At 68.4% G+C, this 20493-nt stretch carries 20 protein-coding genes and 1 pseudogene; 9 read left to right on the forward strand and 12 right to left on the reverse strand.

Annotated features, from left to right (window positions below; translation table 11 throughout):
* A pseudogene (locus tag CEK66_RS18535) lies at positions 1 to 206 on the forward strand (DUF808 domain-containing protein); the annotation flags it as partial.
* 65 nt (positions 207 to 271) lie between these two features.
* Here CEK66_RS18535 and CEK66_RS18540 read toward each other — a convergent pair.
* The 3 genes from CEK66_RS18540 to CEK66_RS18550 are packed head-to-tail and all read right to left on the reverse strand — an operon-like array spanning position 272 to position 3350.
* Positions 272 to 745 carry a response regulator gene (locus tag CEK66_RS18540; protein WP_152237884.1) on the reverse strand — a complete coding sequence of 158 codons (474 nt, stop codon included), beginning with the start codon at positions 743 to 745 and terminating at the stop codon, positions 272 to 274.
* Complete coding sequence (locus CEK66_RS18545) at positions 742 to 2652, reverse strand: ATP-binding protein (protein ID WP_152237885.1); 1911 nt, start codon at positions 2650 to 2652, stop codon at positions 742 to 744. The genes CEK66_RS18540 and CEK66_RS18545 overlap by 4 nt, the downstream gene beginning before the upstream one ends.
* Positions 2649 to 3350 (reverse strand): helix-turn-helix transcriptional regulator, encoded by a 702-nt coding sequence (locus tag CEK66_RS18550; protein ID WP_152237886.1) that lies wholly within the window; start codon positions 3348 to 3350, stop codon positions 2649 to 2651. The genes CEK66_RS18545 and CEK66_RS18550 overlap by 4 nt, the downstream gene beginning before the upstream one ends.
* 126 nt (positions 3351 to 3476) lie before the next feature.
* Between CEK66_RS18550 and CEK66_RS18555 the strand changes: the two genes are divergently transcribed.
* Complete coding sequence (locus CEK66_RS18555; protein WP_152237887.1) at positions 3477 to 3998, forward strand: SgcJ/EcaC family oxidoreductase; 522 nt, start codon at positions 3477 to 3479, stop codon at positions 3996 to 3998.
* Between the two features lie 103 nt (positions 3999 to 4101).
* Positions 4102 to 4752, forward strand: a complete 651-nt coding sequence (gene msrA / locus CEK66_RS18560) for a peptide-methionine (S)-S-oxide reductase MsrA (protein ID WP_150410396.1) — start codon at positions 4102 to 4104, stop codon at positions 4750 to 4752.
* On the opposite strand, the gene CEK66_RS18565 is transcribed toward msrA, so the two are convergent.
* The 8 genes from CEK66_RS18565 to ahpC form a co-directional block, all read right to left on the reverse strand.
* The gene (locus CEK66_RS18565) at positions 4698 to 5438 is read right to left on the reverse strand and encodes a hypothetical protein (RefSeq protein WP_152237888.1); all 741 of its coding nucleotides are present in this window, start codon (positions 5436 to 5438) and stop codon (positions 4698 to 4700) included. The two genes, msrA and CEK66_RS18565, sit on opposite strands and share 55 nt — an antisense overlap.
* Positions 5439 to 5546: 108 nt before the next feature.
* Positions 5547 to 6761, reverse strand: coding sequence for a hypothetical protein (locus tag CEK66_RS18570; protein WP_226978683.1), 1215 nt, complete (start codon positions 6759 to 6761; stop codon positions 5547 to 5549).
* A 204-nt stretch (positions 6762 to 6965) separates the two neighbouring features.
* Positions 6966 to 7535 (reverse strand): type 1 glutamine amidotransferase family protein, encoded by a 570-nt coding sequence (locus tag CEK66_RS18575; RefSeq protein WP_152237890.1) that lies wholly within the window; start codon positions 7533 to 7535, stop codon positions 6966 to 6968.
* Between the two features lie 281 nt (positions 7536 to 7816).
* Complete coding sequence (locus tag CEK66_RS18580; RefSeq protein WP_152237891.1) at positions 7817 to 8797, reverse strand: transaldolase; 981 nt, start codon at positions 8795 to 8797, stop codon at positions 7817 to 7819.
* A gap of 46 nt (positions 8798 to 8843) precedes the next feature.
* Complete coding sequence (gene rnk / locus CEK66_RS18585) at positions 8844 to 9275, reverse strand: nucleoside diphosphate kinase regulator (protein WP_017915104.1); 432 nt, start codon at positions 9273 to 9275, stop codon at positions 8844 to 8846.
* A gap of 110 nt (positions 9276 to 9385) precedes the next feature.
* Positions 9386 to 10339, reverse strand: a complete 954-nt coding sequence (locus tag CEK66_RS18590; RefSeq protein WP_152237892.1) for a LysR substrate-binding domain-containing protein — start codon at positions 10337 to 10339, stop codon at positions 9386 to 9388.
* A 151-nt stretch (positions 10340 to 10490) separates the two neighbouring features.
* A complete protein-coding gene (gene ahpF / locus CEK66_RS18595) occupies positions 10491 to 12083 on the reverse strand; it encodes an alkyl hydroperoxide reductase subunit F (protein ID WP_152237893.1) in 1593 nt (530 codons plus the stop codon).
* A gap of 161 nt (positions 12084 to 12244) precedes the next feature.
* A complete protein-coding gene (gene ahpC, locus CEK66_RS18600) occupies positions 12245 to 12811 on the reverse strand; it encodes an alkyl hydroperoxide reductase subunit C (protein WP_010341941.1) in 567 nt (188 codons plus the stop codon).
* A gap of 240 nt (positions 12812 to 13051) precedes the next feature.
* Between ahpC and prmC the strand changes: the two genes are divergently transcribed.
* The 6 genes from prmC (at position 13052) to pip (ending at position 19285) form a co-directional block, all read left to right on the forward strand.
* The gene (gene prmC, locus CEK66_RS18605; protein WP_152237894.1) at positions 13052 to 13885 is read left to right on the forward strand and encodes a peptide chain release factor N(5)-glutamine methyltransferase; all 834 of its coding nucleotides are present in this window, start codon (positions 13052 to 13054) and stop codon (positions 13883 to 13885) included.
* Between the two features lie 57 nt (positions 13886 to 13942).
* Complete coding sequence (locus CEK66_RS20725) at positions 13943 to 14263, forward strand: hypothetical protein (protein ID WP_226977746.1); 321 nt, start codon at positions 13943 to 13945, stop codon at positions 14261 to 14263.
* A 27-nt stretch (positions 14264 to 14290) separates the two neighbouring features.
* Positions 14291 to 14677, forward strand: a complete 387-nt coding sequence (locus CEK66_RS20730; protein ID WP_226977747.1) for a hypothetical protein — start codon at positions 14291 to 14293, stop codon at positions 14675 to 14677.
* A 344-nt stretch (positions 14678 to 15021) separates the two neighbouring features.
* A complete protein-coding gene (locus CEK66_RS20460) occupies positions 15022 to 15867 on the forward strand; it encodes a hypothetical protein (RefSeq protein WP_193312711.1) in 846 nt (281 codons plus the stop codon).
* On the forward strand, positions 15864 to 18224 hold the full coding sequence (locus CEK66_RS18620) for a hypothetical protein (RefSeq protein ID WP_152237895.1): 2361 nt from the start codon (positions 15864 to 15866) through the stop codon (positions 18222 to 18224). Before CEK66_RS20460 ends, CEK66_RS18620 begins: the two co-directional genes overlap by 4 nt.
* Before the next feature lie 119 nt (positions 18225 to 18343).
* Positions 18344 to 19285: a prolyl aminopeptidase gene (gene pip / locus CEK66_RS18625; protein ID WP_152237896.1), complete on the forward strand. Its 942-nt coding sequence runs from the start codon at positions 18344 to 18346 to the stop codon at positions 19283 to 19285.
* A gap of 73 nt (positions 19286 to 19358) precedes the next feature.
* Here pip and CEK66_RS18630 read toward each other — a convergent pair whose 3' ends face one another.
* On the reverse strand, positions 19359 to 20249 hold the full coding sequence (locus tag CEK66_RS18630; RefSeq protein ID WP_152237897.1) for a transglutaminase family protein: 891 nt from the start codon (positions 20247 to 20249) through the stop codon (positions 19359 to 19361).
* Between the last annotated feature and the right edge of the window lie 244 nt (positions 20250 to 20493).

Genomic DNA, 20493 nt, shown 5'->3' on the forward strand with positions numbered 1-20493 from the left:
CCGGCACCGCGGCGATGTTCCTGGTCGGCGGCGGCATCCTGGTGCACAGCATCGGCCCGCTGCACCACGCCATCCAGGCGATCGCACCGACCGGCGGCCTGGGCAGCCTGGTGCTTGCGGTGGGCAATGCGGTGGTGGGTATCGTGGCCGGTGCAGTGGTGCTTGCGGTGGTGCTGGGCGTCAAAAATGTGCGGGACAGGGATTAGGGATTGGGGAGTCGGGATTGGGGATTGGCAAAAGCGGGGGGGCTGCCGTTGCGAATCCCCAATCCCTAATCCCCAATCCCGGCCGTCAGCCAACCCGGCGGCGCGGCATCCGCCACGGCGAGGCCGCCCAGGCGCTTGAACAGCACCACGGTCTCGGCCACGTTCCAGACGCGCAGGGCGACTTCGAAGGTGTCCAGCGGCTTGGTCAGGAAATCCTTGGCGCCCAGGCCGAGGGCGCGGTGGCGGGCGCTGCGGCTGGGGTCGGCGGTGAGCACGATCACCGGCAGGAAACTGGACGGGCCGGCCAGGCGCGCCAGTTGTTCCAGGATCGCGTAGCCGTCCAGCTCCGGCATCATCAGGTCGAGCAGGATCAGGTCCGGCGCGAACGCCGCGACCAGGCCCAGCACCCGCTGCGGGTCGGTGGTCGCCACCACCTGGCGGAAGCCTTCGCGCTGCAGCAGTTCTTCCAGCAGGCGCACGTTGGCCGGTTCGTCGTCGACGATCAGGATGCGCGCGGCGAGGACATCGTTGCGGGTCATGCGAGGTGTCGGTCCAGAACGGAGAAGAAGTCGGCCACGTCCAGCGGCTTGGTCAGGTAGGCGCACACCGGCTCGCCTTGCACGCGGGCCAGCGTGGTCGCGGTGGCATCGGCGCTGATCACCACCACCGGGATCGCCGCGGTGTGCGGCTGCGCGCGCAGCGCCTGCAGCAGGTCCTCGCCGTTGCCGTCGCTCAGGTGCAGGTCGAGCAGGATCAGGTCGGGCGTGGCCTGCTGCAGATGCGCGCGCGCCTGCGCCAGGCTGGCGGCCTCGTGCAGGCGCCAGTGCGGGCGGCGTTCGACCAGGGTGCGGATCAGCGCCTGGTTGGACGGGTTGTCCTCCACGCTCAGCAACTGGCGCTGGATCCCGCTCGCCGTCATCGCCATCACGGCGGGGTCAGGCAGTGCCGCTGCCTGTGGGCGGTCCAGCGGCAGCGCGATGGTGAAGCGCGATCCGTCCGCGCCGCTGTCCACGGCGATGCGCCCGCCCATCGCCTCGGTCAGGCGCTTGCTCAGCGCCAGACCCAGACCGGTGCCTTCGATCGCCGAGCGCTCGGCGCCGAGCCGCTCGAACGGCGTGAACAATCGTTCCACCTGCGCCGGCGTCAGGCCGTGGCCCTGGTCGTGCACGCTCAGCGCCAGGGACTGGCCTTCGGGCACCGCGCTCACCCACACCGCGCCACCCGGGCGGTTGAACTTGATCGCGTTGGACAGCAGGTTGATCAGCACCTGGCGCAGCCGCTGCGGGTCGGCGCGTACGGTCCACTCCGGCGGCAACTGCGGCGGCCGCAGCACGATGCCGCGCGCCTGCGCCTGCGGTGCGACCAGGCCCAGCGCCTCTTCCAGTGCGGCATGCACCGGCACCGGGCGCGGGCTCAGGTCGAGCTGGTCGGCCTCGATGCGGGCGATGTCCAGCAGTTCGGTGATCAGTCCCAGCAGGTGTCGGCCGGCGCCGAGGATGTGCTGCAGGTGGTCGCGCTGCGCCGCGCCCGGCAGGTCCATCTCCAGCACCTGCGCGTAACCGAGGATGGCGTTGAGCGGCGTACGCAGTTCGTGGCTGCTGCGCGAGAGGAATTCGGTCTTGGCGCGGTTGGCGCTCTCGGCCTCGCGGCGCGCCGACTGCGCTTCCTCGGCGCGCGCGGCGAGCAGGGTGCTGGCCTGCTGCAGGCGTTGCGCGACCTGGCCCAGTTCGTCGCCGGCCGGCGGCTGTGGCGCCAGCGGCCGGCCGTCGCCGAGGCGGTCGGCATTGGCCGAGAGCTGGCGCAGGCGTCGCGACAGCGACGAGGCGAACCAGGCCACCGCGAGCACCGCGCCGAGTCCGCCCAGCATCGCCGCGCACAGGGTGATCAGCAGATTGCGCTGGCGCAGCGCCTGCGCCTTGGCGGTACGCACCTGCAACTGCGCGGTCTCGTAGTTGCGCAGCTCGCGCAGTTCCGCGCGCAGGATGTCGAGGGTGACCTTGCCCTCGCGCAGCTGGCGGATCTCTTCCTCGCGGCTCAGGTCCGGCGCCAGCAGCCGCCGCCAGCCCTGCATCTTCTCCTCGAACAGCGGCTGGATGCGGGCGAAGCGCTGCGCCTGGCGCGGGTCGGTGATGCGTTGCGACAGGCGCTGCACCACGGTCTTCAGCCGCGGCTCGGCGTCGCGGTACGGGGTCAGGAACGCGTCCTGGCGCACCAGCCGGTAGCCGCGCACGCCAGCGGCGGTCTCGGCCAGCAGCGCATGCGCCTCGTGCAAATCGCTGAGCAACTGCAGGGTGCGGCGCACGTCGTTCTCGGCGGCGATGTTCTGCCGCTCCACGCTGTAGATCGCCACCAGCGCCGCCACCAGCAGCAACAGCGGCAGCGCCACCAGCGCCAGGCTCTTGCGGGTCAGCGGCCAGTCGTTCCAGCGCCGCGCCAGCGCCCTCACAGCGCCACCCCCGCCTGCACTGCGACCACCGCGGCCTGGGTGCGGTCGGCCACCTGCAGCTTGTGCAGGATGCGCTCGACGTGGACCTTGGCGGTGCCGGCGCTGATGCCGAGTTCGGCGCCGAGTGCGGCATTGGTCAGCCCGCGCGACAGTAGCGCCAGCACCTGCCGCTCGCGCGCGCTGAGCACGGCCAGGCGGTCGGCCTGCGCCGGTTTGCGCCGCCGCGGCGCACGCGGCGGTTCGGCCGCCAGCGGCGCCAGCAGCGCGGCGATCGCGGACAGGGCTTGCACGTCCTCCGGTGCCGGGACGGTGCGGGCGTCCCAGCCCAGGCACAGCATGCCCAGCGGCACGCCCAGCGTGGCGATCGGCAGGCACAGTTCGCCGGCCTCGTTGGCGGCATCGCCGCGCAGGCGCCACGCATGCGCTGGCGCCTCGACGGCGACGCTGGCGCCCGGCGGCAACGCATCGCCCTGGCTGGCCAGCACCAGGCAGCGGGCGCCCCGCACCGCCAACACCGCGGCGTGCGGGGCCGCGACCAGGCCGCTGGCAGATACCAGGACGTGCGCGGAGGCCTGCGCGGCATCGCCGGCCTCGCGCAGCGCCGCCGCGGCGGCGGCCACGGCCTGCCAGCGCGCCGCGTCGGCGGCGTCGCGGCGCAGTGCCTCACGCCACTGGCCTGCATTGGAAGGAGGGTGCACGGGCGCGTCTCCGTATGCCGAACGGCATATTCGAGGATATGCCGCCCAGCGGATGTTGCGCAAGCCGCCGCTGCCGATACTCGCTTCGCCCCGAGACGGCATCCCCTCAGCACACGGAGACTTCCCATGCGTCGCATCCTGTTCGCCCTGGCACTGGGCCTGACCACCACCTCCACCGCGCTGGCCGCGCCGGCGATGCACTACGACGGCGAGCCGGCGACGCCGGCCAGCAGCGCCGAACGCGAGATCGCCGGCCTGTTCGACCGCTGGAACGCGGCGCTGGCCACCGGCAATCCGCAGCGCGTGGCCGACCTGTACGCCCGCGACGGCGTGCTGCTGCCGACCGTGTCCAACCAGGTCCGCGCCAGCCGCGCCGAGATCGAGGACTACTTCAGCCACTTCCTCGCCGCCAAGCCGCGCGGGGCCATCAACTACCGCCAGGTGCGGCTGCTCGACGACGACAGCGCGGTCGACGCCGGCGTCTACACCTTCACCCTGAACAATCCTGACGGCAGCACCCGCCAGGTGCAGGCGCGCTACACCTTCGTCTACGAAAAGCGCGACGGGCGCTGGCTGATCATCAACCACCACAGCTCGGCGATGCCGGAACCGGTCGCCGCCGCCACGGCCAGCGCCGCAGCGAAGTGAACGTCGCGCCTGTCACCGCCGCCGCGGTGGTCGGGCGCACTTGAAAGCGGACTCCGGCAGCGCCATCCACACGACATCGTCGTCGCTGCCAGGAGTCCATGCCATGTTGGGAATCGGTGCCTTCAAGCAGCGCCTGCCGCGCCCGGGCGAGAGCCTGCCGGGACGCGCGCAGCCGCTGCCGCTGCACAACCGTCACTTCGTCAATGGCCACCCCTTGCGCGATGCCTTTGCCGGCCTGGAGCAGGTGCAGTTCGGCCTGGGCTGTTTCTGGGGCGCCGAACGCAAGTTCTGGTCGCTGCCCGGCGTGTTCAGCACGGCGGTCGGCTACGCCGGCGGCGAGACGCCTAATGCCACCTATCGCGAAGTGTGCTCCGGTCAGACCGGTCACACCGAGGCGGTGCTGGTGGCGTTCGACCCGCAGACCGTGCGCTTCGAGCAGTTGCTGCAGACCTTCTGGGAAAGCCACGACCCGACCCAGGGCATGCGCCAGGGCAACGACACCGGCACCCAGTACCGCTCGGCGATCTACTGCACCACCCAGGCGCAGTACGAGGCCGCGCTGGCCAGCCGCGACGCCTACCAGCAGCGCCTGGATGCTGCCGGCTACGGCCCCATCACCACCGAGATCCGCTTCCCGGCGCCGCCGTTCTACTACGCCGAGGACGAGCATCAGCAATACCTCGCCAAGAACCCCGGCGGCTACTGCGGGCTGGGCGGGACCGGAGTGAGTTGTCCTATCGGGCTGGAGGCCTGAGTCTCAACGCGGAGGTTGCGCCGCGGCCGACCCGCGCTCGGCTGCGGCGCGCCAGCACGCTTCTTGCGCGCTGCCCTCGTCCGTCCTTTGCTGGCTGGGAGCGGCTGGAGCCTGGGGTATCTCCGATCAAAGTCGCTCGTGAGACGGTAAGCGGCTTCCGCACACGCGGAGAGCCATGCCAGGACGAGGGTCGATAGCAACATCGCCAGCGCAATACCACCAGCACTCTGGTTGGATGGCGCAAAGAGATTGAAGGCGGCCGGTGCAAGCAACCAGGGCACGATTGCGGCCGCGTATAGCGCAATGGCTCCTTTTCGATAGCTCCTGGCTGATTTCCAGATCCCTTTGGGCACGAAGTGCGACTTGTCGTTCGACACCCCGATCATGCCTTTGGCCATCTTGCAGTAAGTCAGCACCTTTGCTGCATTGCTGCGTTCCAACGCGATCCTGATTTCGTCGCCGTCGAGATTGCCGCCGATGGCATTGCCGACCGCGATTTGCAACGCAGCCGCATCCGCAGCGCGCCAGGCACCATCCAGGGAAAGCGCGTAAAGGCGTTGCGTGCGTTTCACGGAGAGACTGAGAAAGCCGGTCCTCCATTTCAGAAAAAACATGGGAAGGGCTCCGGCTGCTGCGATGACGCCGGCGAGGTTGCTGTAGCGGCTTGCGAACTCGACGAGTGACATGACGCGCCTCTGGGCTGAACTCGGGGGCATGAAGCCACGGCACGCTCTCAATAAACGAGACTGAACTGCGCCGGGACGCAGCAGCGCCCATCGGCCGACGCCGCCTGCCTACTTGGCGATGCTCGTGTCGGGTTTGTCGGCGGCGGGCCGCAGCCGTGCCGCATAGCCGGACAACTGCAGCGCCTTACGTGGCGACAGCTCGGCCTTGAGCCGCACGATCGCCGCATCGCCGTCGCGGCTGCGGCCGAGCGCGTAGTCGGTGCGTGCCAGTTCCAGCGTCGCGCGCTGGCGGACCGTCAGATTGCCGAAGGGATCGAAGAACGAATCCACGCGGGTGCGGTCCTGCACGCCGGTCCAGCCGAATGCCAGCTCGGCTGGAGTTTCCTCGGCGAGCCGTGCGTAGCGCCGCCGTGCTTCGGCCGGTGCGAGCTGGCCGCTCAGCAGGGCCAGGCGGATCCGCAACAGCGCCGTTTCGGCGGCCGGCGCGTCGGCGGCGTAGGCAGCCAGGACGCGGCTCATCCATGCCCAGTCGACGTTGCCGGTCTCGGCCTGGGTGCCGAGCAGGTTGAAGGCGAGGATCGCGGCGCGCTGCGTCGCGGTGGTGGCGCGCGCGACCGCGTCCGCAGTGGGGCGCCCCAGTGTGGACGGCTGCACCAGCGCGATCGCCGGGTCGTGCGCAAGGATCGCCTCCAGGTCCGGTTTGTGGAAATAGCCAACCACGACCAGCACGGTCTTGCCCGGGTGCGCCAGCGCCGCGGCGCGGATGCGCTGGGCCTGCAGGAAGGTGCGGTACAGGTACAGGCGTCGCGGCAGGTCCTGGTCGGCACGTTGCGCCGGCGTCTGCGCCCACTTCTGCACCGCGGCCACGTTCTCGGCCGCATCCGCCGCAAAGAAGTCGCGCTGCAGGGTGGCCTTGTCGGGGAACGACAGGAATCCCTGGAAACCCTGCTCGCGGCGCAGTTCCAGCGGGGTGTCCAGGTCCACGCCGAAGCCGAGCCTGGCGTCCTCCACCGGCGGCATCCAGTCGATCGGACAGAGGGCGACCGGATGCGCCGCGGCGTACGGCAGGATCACGCCCTGCACCTCGTAGGTGTATTCGTAGTAATCGCCGCGCGCCGCCTGCTCCGGCGGGCGTTCGATACAGATCGCGTCCGGCGCGAGTTGCTCCAGGAACGCCGCTAGCACGCCCGGCTGGTCGCGTTCGGAAACCAGTTGCGCCGCGTGCTCCACGCCCAGGATCGCGATCCGGGTCGGTGCCGGTGTGGCGGCCATGCCGGTGGCACTGGCGGCGGCCAGCGCCAGCGAAAACAAATAACGCGCCATCCATCCGCGCATGCGCCTTATCCTGTCGACGTCGTGGAAGCACCCTGCTGGCGCGCTGGCATGCGTGACCGCCGTTGCGTCACGCCCGCCAAGGGTCGATCGCGACGCCGCGCTCAGCCGCCGATGGCGTACCTCACAGTGTGTGACGACAAGTGTAGTCATGTGGCGCCGCCGCCGTCTGCATGACAGGTGGCACTGGTCGCGTTACACGAACTCGGCCGCGAACATCTGCCGCATCTGCGCGATCTGCTCCTCGCGTTCGGGGTGCAGCAGGCGCAGGCATTCCTCGGCGAAACTGACCGGGCTGGTGCCGGGGGCGGTGATCAGGCCGCCGGCGCTGACCACGCGGCGCTCCTGGTAATGCGCGCTGCCGGCGTAGACGCCGGCGTGCTCGCGCAGGAAGGCTTCGGAATTGCTGGTGTGCGGGCGGCTATCGAGCAGGCCGGCGTAGGCCAGCGCCAGGGTCGCGCCGCAGATCGCCGCGACGCCGCGGCCAGTCTCCAGGCGCTGCTGCAGCAACGCGCTCAGGCCCGGAATCTCGCCGGCCTGCCAGCGGTCGCTGCCGGGCAGCAGCCACAGGTCGGCGTCCAGTGGCGCTAGGTCCGACAGCGCATGGGTGGGGTGCAAGTCGAGTCCGCCGATCGAGGTAACCGGTTTGCCGTCGATGCTGGCGATCTGGATCGTATCGCCGAACCAAGCCCGCGCCGCCGGCAGGATGGTGCCGATCTCCCAGTCCGCCACGCCGTCCACCATCACCACTGCGATCGTTGCCATTGCCTTGCCTCTGCACTCGGGCGCGCAGCATAGCCTGGGAAAAGTTGCGGCCGCGCCAACGGGGCGTCGAAAGCGCCATGGGTGATACGCGTTGTGGCTGCGCCTGTTTTGGCGTTCGTGGTTGGTGCGCATCGCGCAGCGCAAGCGCCTGTAGCGACGACATCTGATCGGGCGGGAAAACGGCGGCGAGAGGCGCACCCGCTTGGCCAATTCCCCATTCCCGTTTCCCTCTTCCCGGCAACCCAAGCGCAGCATCACCGCGCTTGGGGTGCAGGCAACACTCAACCGGCCAGCTTGTGCCGGATCGTGTCGCGCAGGGTCTGCAGGTCCTTGGCGAAGGTGTCGATGCCGCCGGCCAGCTTTTCGGTGGCCATCGGGTCGGCGGCCAGGTCGGCGGCCAGGTCGGCGGCGAAGCGCTTGGCGTCGATCGGCTCGATCTTGGCGCCGTCGGCCTGGCCGGGCGAGAGCTTGCGCGGCAGCGGGCCGTGGTCGGCGTCGAGCTTCTCCAGCAAGTCCGGCGAGATGGTCAGGCGGTCGCAGCCGGCCAGCGCTTCGATCTGCGCGGTGGAACGGAACGAGGCGCCCATGACCACGGTCTGCGAACCGCGGCGCTTGAACTCGTCGTACACACCGCGCACGAACTGCACGCCCGGGTCCTCGTCGATGGTCGCCGGGGTCTGGCCCTTGGCCACGTACCAGTCGAGGATGCGGCCGACGAAGGGCGAGATCAGGAACACGCCGGCCTCGGCGCAGGCCAGGGCCTGGGTGCGGTTGAAGATCAGGGTCAGGTTGCAGTCGATGCCGTCCTGCTGCAGCTGCCGCGCCGCCTCGATGCCTTCCCAGGTTGCGGCGACCTTGATCAGGATCCGGTCCTTGGGGATGCCGCGCTCGGCGTACATGGCGATGAATTTGTGCGCCTTGGCGATGGTGGCGGCGGTGTCGTGGGCCAGGTCGGCGTCCACCTCGGTGGACACGCGGCCGGGCACCAGCGCGCTGAGCTTGGCGCCGACGCCGATGGTCAGGCGGTCGGCGATCTCGTCGACCAGGGCGGCGTGGTCGCCGTCCTGGCCGCGCGCCCAGGCCAGCGCCTCGTCGATCAGGTCGGCATAGACCGGCAGGTCCAGCGCCTTCTTCACCAGGGTCGGGTTGGTGGTGCAGTCCACCGGCTTGAGCCGCTTGATCGCGTCGTAGTCGCCGGTATCGGCCACGACCACGGACAACTCGCGCAACTGGGCGAGCTTGGAGGGGGCGGAAGAGGTCATCGGTATCTCTCGGGAACGAGTGGGAACAAGGATAGGGCCGCGCACGTTAACGCGCTGCGCGCGCATTGTCGTCGTCGGCGCGCTGCACCGCGGTTACGCGCAGGCGCAGCGGGCGTCCGCCGGGCGCCTGCCAGTCGATCGACTGGCCCACGGCCAGGCCGAGCAGGGCGCTGCCGACCGGGGCCAGCACCGAGATGCGCGCATGCGCGGCATCGGCTTCGTGCGGATAGACCAGGGTCAGCTGATGGCGTTCGCCGTGCAGTTCGTCTTCGCACTCCACGCGGGAATGCATGGTGACGATGCCGGGGGGAATCTGGTCGGGCGCCATCACGGTGGCGCGGTCGAGTTCTGCGCCCAGCGCTTGCGCGGCCGGGTGCTGGTGCAAGGCAGGGGAGTCGAGCAGGGCTTCCAGGCGCGCGAGGTCGCGGCTGGAGACGATCAACGAGGGCGGCAGGCCGCTGTGGTGTTGCGAGGTCATGGACAGGCTCCGGTTGGATGGCACAACGAACGGAGGCGGCACCGCGCCGCCCCCGTTCCCATTGTGCAAGCAAGCCGGCGCCGATGCGACGTCGCGGCCGGTCGGCCTGTTCAGGCCACCTGGCGCGGCGCCTGGTCCGGCAGCGACGCCTGCGCCGGCAGCGTGAACAGCTCCTCGGGCAGTGCACCGAACAGGTGCGCCAGTTGCTGCAGGAACGCGCCCATCGCCGAACTGCGCCGCCACAGCATGGCGATGCGCCGGCTCGGCCCGCCGTCGGGCGCGAACGAGAGCAGGCGCAGGTTCGGCGGATTGGCCACCGGCGGCTGCACCGCCAGCAGCGGCAGCAGGGTCACACCGACGTTGGCGGCGACCATCTGCCGCAGCGTCTCCAGGCTGGTGGCCTGGAACTCGGCTTTCTCCAGCGCGCCGGACAGGTGGCACACGTCCAGCGCCTGGTCACGCAGACAGTGCCCGTCCTCGAGCAGCAGCAGGCGTTGCGCGTGCAGTTCGTCCATGGTCAGCGGGGTCGGCCGCCGCGCCAGCGGATGCTGCTCGGGCACCGCCAGCACGAACGGTTCCTCGAACAGGAATTCGGCATGCAATTGCTCGTCGTGCAACGGCAGCGCCAGCAGCGCCGCGTCCAGCCGGCCCTCGCGCAGGCGGGTCAGCAGCACGTCGCTCTTCTCTTCGATCAGCAGCAGTTCCAGCTGCGGGAAGCGCGCGCGGATGCGCGGGATCACATGCGGCAGCAGATACGGGCCGAGCGTCGGGAAAATGCCCAGGCGCACGGTGCCGGCTTCCGGATCCTGGCTGCGCCGCGCCGCCTCCTTCATCTGCTCGATCTCGGCGACGATGCCGCGCGCGCGGCTGGCGGCCTCGCGCCCGGCCGGGGTCAGCATGACCTTGCGCGGCGCGCGCTCGACCAGCGGCACGCCCAGTTCGTCCTCGAGCTTCTTGATCTGCGTGGACAGCGTCGGCTGGCTGACGAAGCAGGCCGCGGCGGCGCGCCCGAAATGCTTGTGATCGGCCAGCGCCACCAGGTATTTCAGATCACGCAGGTTCATCAGCGGGTTCCTCGGAACGCAGCGGCGGGAGGTGACGCAGGGTCACAGCATAGAGCGTGTTGCGCACTTGGCGACGAGACAGATGGGCGCGCGCGGTGGAGACCGCACGCCCTGGTCCCGCGCCGGCGAAGCGGCGCGGGACGGATGCGGATCAGGCCGCTTCGGCCACGCTGCCGCTGGCGACCGGTGCGCTGTGCCGGATCAGGTGGTCGAACGCGCTCAGCGCCGCCTTGGAGCCTTCGCCCATGGCGATGATGATCTGCTTGTACGGCACCGTGGTCGCATCGCCGGCGGCGAACACGCCCGGCAGGGAAGTCTGGCCGCGGTCGTCGACCACGATCTCGCCACGCGGCGACAGCGCCACCGTGCCCTGCAGCCACTCGGTGTTCGGCAGCAGCCCGATCTGCACGAAGATGCCTTCCAGCGCCACGCGATGCACATCGCCGCCGACGCGGTCCTTGTAGACCAGGCCGGTGACCTTCTGGCCGTCGCCCAGCACCTCGGTGCTCTGCGCGTTGACCAGGATGTCGACGTTGCCCAGGCTGCGCAGCTTGCGCTGCAGGACTTCGTCGGCGCGCAGCTTGCTGTCGAACTCGACCAGAGTGACGTGGCTGACGATGCCGGCCAGGTCGATCGCCGCTTCCACGCCGGAGTTGCCGCCGCCGATCACCGCCACGCGCTTGCCCTTGAACAGCGGGCCGTCGCAGTGCGGGCAATAGGCCACGCCCTTGTTGCGGTACTGGTCTTCGCCGGGCACGTTCATCTGCCGCCAGCGCGCGCCGGTGGACAGGATCACCGTGCGGCTCTTCAGCGAGGCGCCGTTGGCCAGCTTGACCTCGACCAGGCCATCGGCACCGGCCGGCACCAGCTGTTCGGCGCGCTGCAGGTTCATGATGTCCACGTCGTACTGGCGCACGTGCTGCTCCAGCGCCGCGGCCATCTTCGGGCCTTCGGTCTCCTGCACGGAAATGAAGTTCTCGATCGCCATGGTGTCCAGCACCTGGCCGCCGAAGCGCTCGGCCGCCACGCCTGTGCGGATGCCCTTGCGCGCGGCGTAGATCGCCGCCGCCGCGCCGGCCGGACCGCCGCCGACCACCAGCACGTCGAACGGCGCCTTGGCCGCGATCGCCGCCGCATCGCGCTTGGCCGCGCCGGTGTCGAGCCGGGCCACGATCTGCTCCAGGGTCATGCGGCCCTGGTCGAAGACTTCGCCGTTGAGGTACACGGTGGGCACCGACATGATCTGCCGCGCCTCGACCTCGTCCTGGAACAGCGCGCCGTCGATCGCCACGTGCTGGATGTTCGGATTCAGCACCGCGGCCAGGTTCAGCGCCTGCACCACGTCCGGGCAGTTCTGGCAGGACAGCGAGAAATAGGTTTCGAAGCGGTACTCGCCGGGCAGGTTGCGCACCTGCTCGATCAGTTCGGCGGTGGCCTTGGACGGATGGCCGCCGACCTGCAGCAGCGCCAGCACCAGCGAGGTGAACTCGTGGCCCATCGGCAGGCCGGCGAAGCGCAGGTGGATGTCGTGGCCGGGGCTGTTCAGCGCGAACGAGGGCGCGCGCTCGCCGCTGTCGCGGTGCACGTCCAGGGTGATCTTGTCCGACAGCAGCACCAGGTCCTCGAGCAGGTCGAGCATCTCGTGCGACTTGGCGCCATCGTCCACCGACGCGGTGATGTGGATGGGCCGGACGACCCGCTCCAGGTAGGCCTTCAACTGGGTTTTCAGATCGGCATCCAACATGGCGGACTCCTGACGTTGGGCAAAGCGAGGGGGAGGCACGCTGCCGGAGCAGCGCGCCGCGAAGAGGGAGGAGGGATGAACCGCAGCCGGCGCCGGCGCGCGATGCCGGCTGCGGTTCACCCCCACCCCCGCCGCGAGGCGGAGATGGGAGCGCGGGCGGCTTAGATCTTGCCGACCAGGTCCAGCGACGGCTTCAGGGTCTTCTCGCCTTCCTTCCACTTGGCCGGGCAGACCTCGCCCGGGTGCGAGGCGACGAACTGCGCGGCCTTGAGCTTGCGCAGAGTCTCGGTGACGTCGCGGGCGATCGCGTTGTCGTGGATCTCGAGGGTCTTGATCACGCCTTCCGGGTTGATCACGAAGGTGCCGCGCAGGGCCAGGCCTTCTTCCTCGATGTGCACGCCGAAGGCGCGGGTCAGCTGGTGGGTCGGGTCGCCGACCAGCGGGAACTGGGCCTTGCCCACCGCCGGGGAGGTCTCGTGCCACACCTTGTGCGAGAAATGGGTGTCGGTGGTGACGATGTAGACCTCGGCGCCGATCTTCTGGAACTCGGCGTAATGCTCGGCGGCGTCTTCCACTTCGGTCGGGCAGTTGAAGGTGAAGGCGGCCGGCATGAAGATCAGCACCGACCACTTGCCCTTCAGGTCCGCGTCGGTGACTTCGATGAATTCGCCATTGCGGTAGGCGTTGGCCTTGAACGGCTGGACCTGGGTGTTGATCAAAGACGACATGGAGTTTCCTCGTGGTTGCAATAGGGGTCGGGGGATGGAACGAGGCTCATGATAGGGGGCGCCGATAGATCCCTCAAATCGATTGATGGAATTGAATAGATAGGTTTCCTCTATCGATTCCCAAGCCTGGCTCTTTGCTGCACTGCCGCGCGAACAGCGCGTCAGCCGCCCAGGGCGCATGGGCGTCGGTCCGTTCTACCACGTTGGCTTTTCCGCGCTCGCTGCGTCATCGTGACAGCGATGAATGCGCCCACCCCCGAATCCCTGATGCGCGACGCCTGCACCCAGGTCGAGCGCGGCGATGCCGAAGCCTTGCTGCTGCACGCCCTGCAACGCGACCGTGCGTGGCTGTTCGCGCACGCCCGCGATCCGTTGGCGGACGAGGTGGCGGATGGGTTTCAGGCGCTGCTCGCCCGGCGTGCACAGGGCGAGCCGGTGGCCTACCTGACCGGCCGGCGCGGCTTCTGGACCCTGGACCTGGCGGTCGGACCGGCCACGTTGATCCCGCGCGCGGACACCGAGCGGCTGGTGGAACTGGCGCTGGAGCGACTGGACCTGGCACCGGGCCGCCGGGTCGCCGACCTCGGCACCGGCAGCGGCGCCATCGCCCTGGCCCTGGCCAGCGAGCGGCCGCAGGCGCAGGTGACGGCCACCGACCTCAGTGCGGAGGCGCTGGCGGTGGCGCAGGCCAATGCGCATGCCCACGGCCTGGGCAACGTCGCCTTCGTCCAGGGCCCGTGGCTGGCCCCACTGGCCGGGCAGCGCTTCGACCTGATCGCCAGCAACCCGCCGTACATCGCCGAGGATGACCCACACCTGCAGCAGGGCGATCTGCGTTACGAACCGGCCAGCGCCCTGGCGTCCGGTGCCGACGGCCTGGACGATCTGCGCCGGATCGTCGCCGATGCGCCGGCGCATCTGCTGCCCGGCGGCTGGTTGCTGCTGGAACACGGCTGGGACCAGGGCCCGGCGGTGCGCGCGCTGCTGGAGGCAGCCGGCTTCGCCGAGGCGGCGACCCACCAGGACCTGGAAGCGCGCGATCGGGTCACGCTGGGGCGCCAGCCGCTGGCCTGACCCGCCGGCGCCGGGGTATGGTGCGTGGGTAATGATGCCGGACATGGATGACCCGCAATGTTCACCCTCAGTCGCCTTTCGAATGCGATGCGCGTACCGCCCACGCCCGCCGTGGCACAGACGGGTGCGCGGCATGCCGAGGGTGCGTGGATCCCTGCCGGCGTGACCGCTCGTCGCAGGCCCCGTCTCAGAATCCTGCGCGCACTCGCTGTGGCTGCCATCCTCGTGGCTGGCGCGGGCTGCTCCAACGGCATCGACGTCGGCAACGATGGCGCAACCGGGCATCTGAATCCGCACCCGGTCAAACGCGACGAGGTCATCGCCACGTCCCATGCGCCGGGGCCGTGGGATGCGTTCGAGGGCGCCTACATCGGATAGGACGTCGTCAATAAGAAGTGCGTTCCGATGATCCCCTTCATTGGTCAACAGCAAGTCCCCAATACCGGACTCGACGTTCCGATGACCCGCGTAGACGACCATACGTGGAAGAGGTATTTCTACCGTGATGCGCTGCAGGATGAGGATTACTTCAAGCTTGGGGTGTGCCATTGGGACGTCACGAGCGTGAGCGCCAGTGCGATTGCTCAGGGCCTAAGGTTTGCGTGGAGCGGCTCTATGGAGAAGATTCTGCGCGAAGGTGGAGGGACCAGGTATTTCAAGAAGGTCGCGCATGGGGATAAGTCCCTGGTCCCTTACGGGGCACAGGATTTCGATCCTGCTGATCCTGAAGTGCTACAGCATCCGGACGCGTATTTCTCTGTCACCCTCGCTGTCAGGGAGGCCCAGCCGTGAAGGGGATTGATCAAGCGGTTGCCGATGCGGCCAACGACGCGTATGTGAATCGTCCTCGAAGCGATATCGCTGCAAGAAGCAGGTGCATTCAGGTGAGAGGCGCTACTGGGTTTTCGGCTTTTCCAGTGGCTCAGCTACAGGCTTCCAGTCAGTTATGTAACCAATACCTGACGCTGCCGCATGCCGGTATCAGAGCCCGATGGCGATTCATCAGGAAAATCCGGGCCATGGATGTGGGTCAGGATCTCACTTGTACCCTTCGCGCGATGGGCAGTGGCGACATGGTTTCCAGCGAGTAAGATCGCAGTCGCAACTTGGAGTCTTGATAAAGGAGAGGTGGCGCGATGAGCGACGAAAAGAGCACGTACAGCGACAATCCCTATCGTCCACGCGCCCGCACGATGCGCGATGCGCAACTCCTGCGCGACATGGGCAGCATCAATGCGGACGTCTACGCCAGGCTCGGCGCGCTGCCGCGTGGCGGGGTGCCGATTGCGCCCTGGCGCAAGCCGAGACTGCCATTGCCACCAGACCCCACTGCCGCGCTGCCTGCGGCCTATCCCCCCGAGGACGATACGATGAAACTGCACCACCTGGCCGCTGCCGCCATTATGCCCCTGGCCGCGACCGCCGCCGGTTGTTCGAAAGGTATCGATGTTGGCAACGACGGTGCGACCGGGCATCTGAATCCGCATCCGGTCAAGCGCTACGAGGTCATCGCCACGTCAAATGCGCCGGGACCGTGGGATTCTTTCAAGGGTGCTTACATTGGATATGACGTCATCAATAAGAATTGTGTGCCGATGATGCCAGTTCTTGGCGAGCAGCATGTGCCTAACACCGGGCTCGATATTCCTATGGTCCAGGTGGATGACCACACATGGAAGGGATATTTTTATCGCGATGCCCTGCTGGATGAAGATTATTTCAATCTCGGGGTTTGCCACTGGGATGTGACAAGTGTGGGTGTTAGCGCGATTGGCAAGGGTGTGAAATTCGGTTGGGGAGGGTTGTTGGAAAAAATCTTGCGCGAGGGTGGTGGGAAAAGCTATTTCAAGAATAGTTCTTATGGGGATCCTGCTTTGGTTCCCTATGGTGCGCTAGAGTTCCAGTCTGACGATCCCGAGGTTCTTAAAGACCCTGATGCTTATTTCCCAGTGACGATCACTGTTAAGGAAGTCAAGTCATGAAAGTCATTGATCAAGCGTTAGCTGATGCAAGTAATGACTCGTATGCCAACCGATCACAGCGTGATGTGGGCGATAACAATAGATATGTTTCTCTAGATGGTCAGGATTATAAGATATTTGGCTATGCCAGTGATCCGGCTACCGGCTTTCACGCAACTGCGTATCAAAGCGTTGCGTCGCCTCACAATGTTATTGTCGCGTACCGAGGTACTGATCCTGGTCTATTTTCAGGTAAGAGTGTTTCGGAAAAAGCGGACCACGCGCTGACGACGCTGCAGGACATCGCCGTCGATGCAAAGATGGTGCGAGATACCGTCAACGCGCAGAAGTCTGCGGCCGACGCGTTTACAGCGCAGATGATCGCCAAAGCGGCTGCGCAGGGCATCCCGAAAACCCAGATATTCGCTGCCGGCCACTCCCTGGGCGGCGCATTGGCGGAACTCCAGGCCGCCAAATATGGCCTGCGCGGCGCCACCTACAACGGCTTCGGCGCGGCGGACATGATCGATGGCCCGCCGCAGCCGGGCTTCCAGCTCACCAACTACCGCATGGCCGGCGACGTGGTGAGCGCGGCCAGTCCGCATGTCGGCAAGGTGGTGTCGCTGGCCAGCGAAGAGGACATCCAGAGCCTGCGGGCCGGCCGCTACCTGGATGCGCCGCCCGGGTCGGCGCCGCCAAACGCGCTGATCGCGATGCGGCTGAGCGATCACGGCGGCCAGCAGCACTTCAGCAGCGACAGTCCGGACAATATCCTGCAACCCCAGCGCTTCCAGGAAGCGACGCAGCGCTACGCGGCGAACAAGGACGCCATCGACCGCTTCGGCAGCGATGTGTCCTTCGCACGCGCCGAACTGTCCGAGTCGCTGCGGCAGATGCGCGGGAACGACGGGCAGGGCCAACTGTCGCCGAATCTGCGGAGGCAACTCAACGAGTACCTCGTGCTCAACGCCGATCCCGCCATTCGCGACACCATCGCGCGTGGCGCGCCCGTGCGCGGGGTTGCCGACGGCCTGCAACACGGTGCCGATGCCGTGCGCGCCGGCGGTCGCTACGTGCAAGCGCTGGACGAACGTATCGCGATCGTGGCGCGGGAGGGGGGGCGCCTTACCGCGCCCTTCATCCCGGTTGCGCCGCTGGCTGGACATGTGGTGGGCGAAGCCGCCCGTCTGCACGGTCAAGGTGCGGATGCGGCGGCGCGGTGGGTGGGCGGCGGGCTGGAATCGGCCAAAGGCGCCGTGGAGCGAGGCGCGCATGCGGCTGCCGACGCCGTGGTGGAGCGGATCCATGATCCTCGCTTCCAGGCGGGCGTGGCTAACGTCGCCAATCACATCGTCGATGCCTACGATGGCGCGCGGGTCGCGGCGAAAACCGCCACGCAGACGTATCAGCTCGGCAAGCAGGCGGTCTCCGATGGGATCGACCGGGCCGAACGTGCGGTGGCGCAAACCTACGACGCAACCAAGCACGTGGTGACCGAAGGCGCCCAGCAGGTCGGTCGTGCCGCCACCCAGACCTACGACGCCGCGAAGCATGTGGTGACTGAAGGCGCGGAGCAGGTTGGGCGCGCGGCCACTCAAACCTACGGTGCGGCGAAGCACGTGGTCATAAACGGTGTGGAGCATGTCGAGCGCACTGTCACGCAGACCTACGACGCGTCCAAACACGTAGTGACCGAAGGCGTTGCGCAAGCTGGACGTGCGGCCACCAGTGCCTATGATGCGGCGAAGCAAGCGGCCGACAGCGCCGCGCGGGTAGGCACGCAGGCGTACCAGAGCGCAAGGCAGACCGCCGCGCAGGGCATCGACGCGGCCAAGCACGTGGCTGGCCAGGCCTACGACACGCTGATCCATCCCGGGCAGTGGTTCCAGCGCAGCGCGCCGGCCGCCGCGCCCGCGCAGCCGCAGGCGCCAGCAGCGGCGCATCCGCATGGGGCGGCGGCGACGCCTGCCTCCGGAGCCCACATGGCACCGTCGGCCGCACAAACCTATGAGCGTGCGCAGACGCTGGGTGCGCTGTCTGCGTCCGATCAGGCCATGTTCGCGCGCATCCGCAGGGACGTACCGACGCGCATCGACGATGCGCACGTCGCGCAGGCGATGCTCGGCGCCAAGCAGGCCGGCATCGCCGGCGCCGACAAGATCGACCGGGTGCAGATGGCCGGCGACACGCTGTGGGTGTCCGGCACCACGCCGGGCTTTCGCGCCGCCACCGACGTGGCGCAGGCGCCTTCACCGATGCACGAGACGGTGCAGCAGACGCAGGCGTTCAACCAGCAGCGCGCGCAGCACCTGGCCATGGAAGCGCAGCAGCGGTTGCAGGACGCCCCTGGCGGCAGAGGCGCGCCGGCGATCGGTTGATCCCGACCCCGGTTGGCCGATCGGCGCTGCGCCAGGTCCGTTCGCGGCCGGCCGTTGCTGGTCAGCGCCGCTCAAGTGGCGCGCATGGGTAGAATCGCGGTTTTCCCGCAGGAGTCGCCATGCGCACGCTGTATCCCGAGATCGAGCCGTTCGACAGCGGCATGTTGCCGGTGGACGCACGGCATACCCTGTCCTACGAACAGTGCGGCAATCCGCACGGCAAGCCGGTGGTGCTGCTGCATGGCGGTCCCGGCGGCGGCTGCAACGCCAAGATGCGCCGCTTCCACGATCCGGCCAGGTACCGCATCGTGCTGTTCGACCAGCGCGGCTCCGGCCGCTCCACGCCGCATGCCGACCTCGTCGACAACACCACCTGGGACCTGGTCGCCGATATCGAGCGGCTGCGCACGCACCTGGGCATCGACCGCTGGCAGGTGTTCGGGGGCAGCTGGGGCTCGACCCTGGCGCTGGCCTACGCGCAGAGCCATCCGGAGCGCGTCACCGAACTGGTGCTGCGCGGCATCTTCATGCTGCGTCGCTGGGAACTGGAGTGGTTCTACCAGGAAGGCGCCAGCCGCCTGTTCCCGGACGCATGGGAGCACTACGTCGCGGCGATCCCGGCGGTGGAGCGCGCCGACCTGATCTCGGCCTTCCACCGGCGCCTGACCAGCGACGACGAGGCGACCCGTCTGGCCGCGGCCAAGGCCTGGAGCGTGTGGGAAGGCGCGACCAGCTTCCTGCACGTGGACGCCTATTTCGTCGACAGCCACGAGGACCCGCACTTCGCGCTGGCCTTCGCCCGCATCGAGAACCACTACTTCGTCAATGGCGGCTTCTTCGAGGTCGAGGATCAGTTGCTGCGCGATGCGCACCGCATCGCCGACATCCCCGGGGTGATCGTGCACGGCCGCTACGACGTGGTCTGCCCGTTGGCCAATGCCTGGGACCTGGCCAAGGCCTGGCCGAAGGCGACGCTGCAGATCACCCCGGCCTCCGGCCATTCCGCGTTCGAGCCCGAGAACGTCGACGCGTTGGTGCGCGCCACCGACGGCTTCGCCTGAGTCCGCGCGCGGCTGCATAGCGCGTTCACGGAAGGGCGGTGCTGCGCATGGCGGCACCGTCCACTGCAATGATTCAGCAGGTCAGCGCGTTGCCGGGTTCGCATCCGGCGGCGGTGATGGCACCGGTCGCTGCGCAGGGGCGCGTGTCGAGCTGTGCCTGCTTGGTCTCGTCGGTCCACACCACGAACGATTCGAGCACGTTGTCGCCGAAGGTGGTGCTGATCGCCACGTCGGCGGCGTCGCGGCCGCGCGCGATCAGCACCCGGCCGATGCGCGGCACGTTGTGGCGTGCATCGAAGGTGTACCAGCGCCCGTCGAGGAAGGCTTCGAACCAGCCGGAAAAATCCATCGGTGCGTCCGAGACCGGGACGCCGATGTCGCCCAGATAGCCGGTGCAGTAGCGCGCCGGGATGTTCATGCAGCGGCACAGCGCGATCGCCGCATGCGCGAAGTCGCGGCACACGCCGCGCCCTTCCTGCAGCGCCTGCGCGGCGCTCTTGGTGGCGCAGGCATGGGCATAGCCGAAGGCGATGCGCGTATGCACGTAGTCGCAGATCGCCTGTACCCGTGCCCAGCCGGGCGGCGTGCCGCCGAACAGCTCCCAGGCCATGCCACTGAGCAGGTCGGTCTCGCAGTAGCGGCTGCCGAGCAGATACACCAGGGTGTCGTCGGGCAACTGCTCCACTGGGGTCTGTGCGGCGTCGTAGCGGTACTGGTCCGGCAGTCCGCTGTCGCGCACCACCGCATCGGCACGCAGGGTCAGCGTTCCGGCGGGCGCCTGCAGGCGCGTGCAGCGGTTGCCGAAGCCATCGCGATAACGGTGCAACGGCAGCGCCGGCACGCTGTGCAAGGCGGTTGCGGCAACGATGTCGTCGCGGCGGCTGTCGTGGATGTCCAGCATCGCCAGCATCGGCGTCGCTTGCGCGAACCGGTAGCGGATTTCGTAACCGAGGCGGATGAGCATGTGGGGTCCGGTGCGGGGCGGGGTGCCGGCGGACCGGTCCAGCCCGAGCGTGCGCAGGAGACACTCAGCTTAGTGTGAAGGCGGGCGGCAGCCGCTTCAGCATGCTGAGCGGCGTCGTGGCCAGTGCATGCCGAACGGCCGCAGGGGCAACCGGGCGTTGCGGATCGCGGGCGCCGCTGCGCCAGCCGCGTACCGCTGCACTGGGGGCGCATCGCGGCGGCGCTGCCGGTCGCGGACTGCTTGG

The sequence above is a fragment of the Xanthomonas sp. LMG 12460 genome, assembly GCF_009192895.1.
Classification (GTDB): domain Bacteria; phylum Pseudomonadota; class Gammaproteobacteria; order Xanthomonadales; family Xanthomonadaceae; genus Xanthomonas_A; species Xanthomonas_A sontii.

Bases quoted from the DNA above. Each gene is read 5' to 3' on its own strand.
- pip (WP_152237896.1), top strand. From the start codon at position 18,344: ATGCGCACGCTGTATCCCGAGATCGAGCCGTTCGACAGCGGCATGTTG.
- CEK66_RS18620 (WP_152237895.1), top strand. From the start codon at position 15,864: ATGAAAGTCATTGATCAAGCGTTAGCTGATGCAAGTAATGACTCGTAT.
- prmC (WP_152237894.1), top strand. From the start codon at position 13,052: ATGAATGCGCCCACCCCCGAATCCCTGATGCGCGACGCCTGCACCCAG.
- CEK66_RS20730 (WP_226977747.1), top strand. From the start codon at position 14,291: ATGATCCCCTTCATTGGTCAACAGCAAGTCCCCAATACCGGACTCGAC.
- CEK66_RS18630 (WP_152237897.1), bottom strand. From the start codon at position 20,249: ATGCTCATCCGCCTCGGTTACGAAATCCGCTACCGGTTCGCGCAAGCG.
- CEK66_RS18575 (WP_152237890.1), bottom strand. From the start codon at position 7,535: ATGGCAACGATCGCAGTGGTGATGGTGGACGGCGTGGCGGACTGGGAG.
- CEK66_RS18570 (WP_226978683.1), bottom strand. From the start codon at position 6,761: ATGGCGCGTTATTTGTTTTCGCTGGCGCTGGCCGCCGCCAGTGCCACC.
- CEK66_RS18580 (WP_152237891.1), bottom strand. From the start codon at position 8,797: ATGACCTCTTCCGCCCCCTCCAAGCTCGCCCAGTTGCGCGAGTTGTCC.
- CEK66_RS18540 (WP_152237884.1), bottom strand. From the start codon at position 745: ATGACCCGCAACGATGTCCTCGCCGCGCGCATCCTGATCGTCGACGAC.
- CEK66_RS18590 (WP_152237892.1), bottom strand. From the start codon at position 10,339: ATGAACCTGCGTGATCTGAAATACCTGGTGGCGCTGGCCGATCACAAG.
- CEK66_RS18555 (WP_152237887.1), top strand. From the start codon at position 3,477: ATGCGTCGCATCCTGTTCGCCCTGGCACTGGGCCTGACCACCACCTCC.
- CEK66_RS20460 (WP_193312711.1), top strand. From the start codon at position 15,022: ATGAGCGACGAAAAGAGCACGTACAGCGACAATCCCTATCGTCCACGC.
- ahpC (WP_010341941.1), bottom strand. From the start codon at position 12,811: ATGTCGTCTTTGATCAACACCCAGGTCCAGCCGTTCAAGGCCAACGCC.
- msrA (WP_150410396.1), top strand. From the start codon at position 4,102: ATGTTGGGAATCGGTGCCTTCAAGCAGCGCCTGCCGCGCCCGGGCGAG.
- rnk (WP_017915104.1), bottom strand. From the start codon at position 9,275: ATGACCTCGCAACACCACAGCGGCCTGCCGCCCTCGTTGATCGTCTCC.
- CEK66_RS20725 (WP_226977746.1), top strand. From the start codon at position 13,943: ATGTTCACCCTCAGTCGCCTTTCGAATGCGATGCGCGTACCGCCCACG.
- CEK66_RS18565 (WP_152237888.1), bottom strand. From the start codon at position 5,438: ATGTCACTCGTCGAGTTCGCAAGCCGCTACAGCAACCTCGCCGGCGTC.
- ahpF (WP_152237893.1), bottom strand. From the start codon at position 12,083: ATGTTGGATGCCGATCTGAAAACCCAGTTGAAGGCCTACCTGGAGCGG.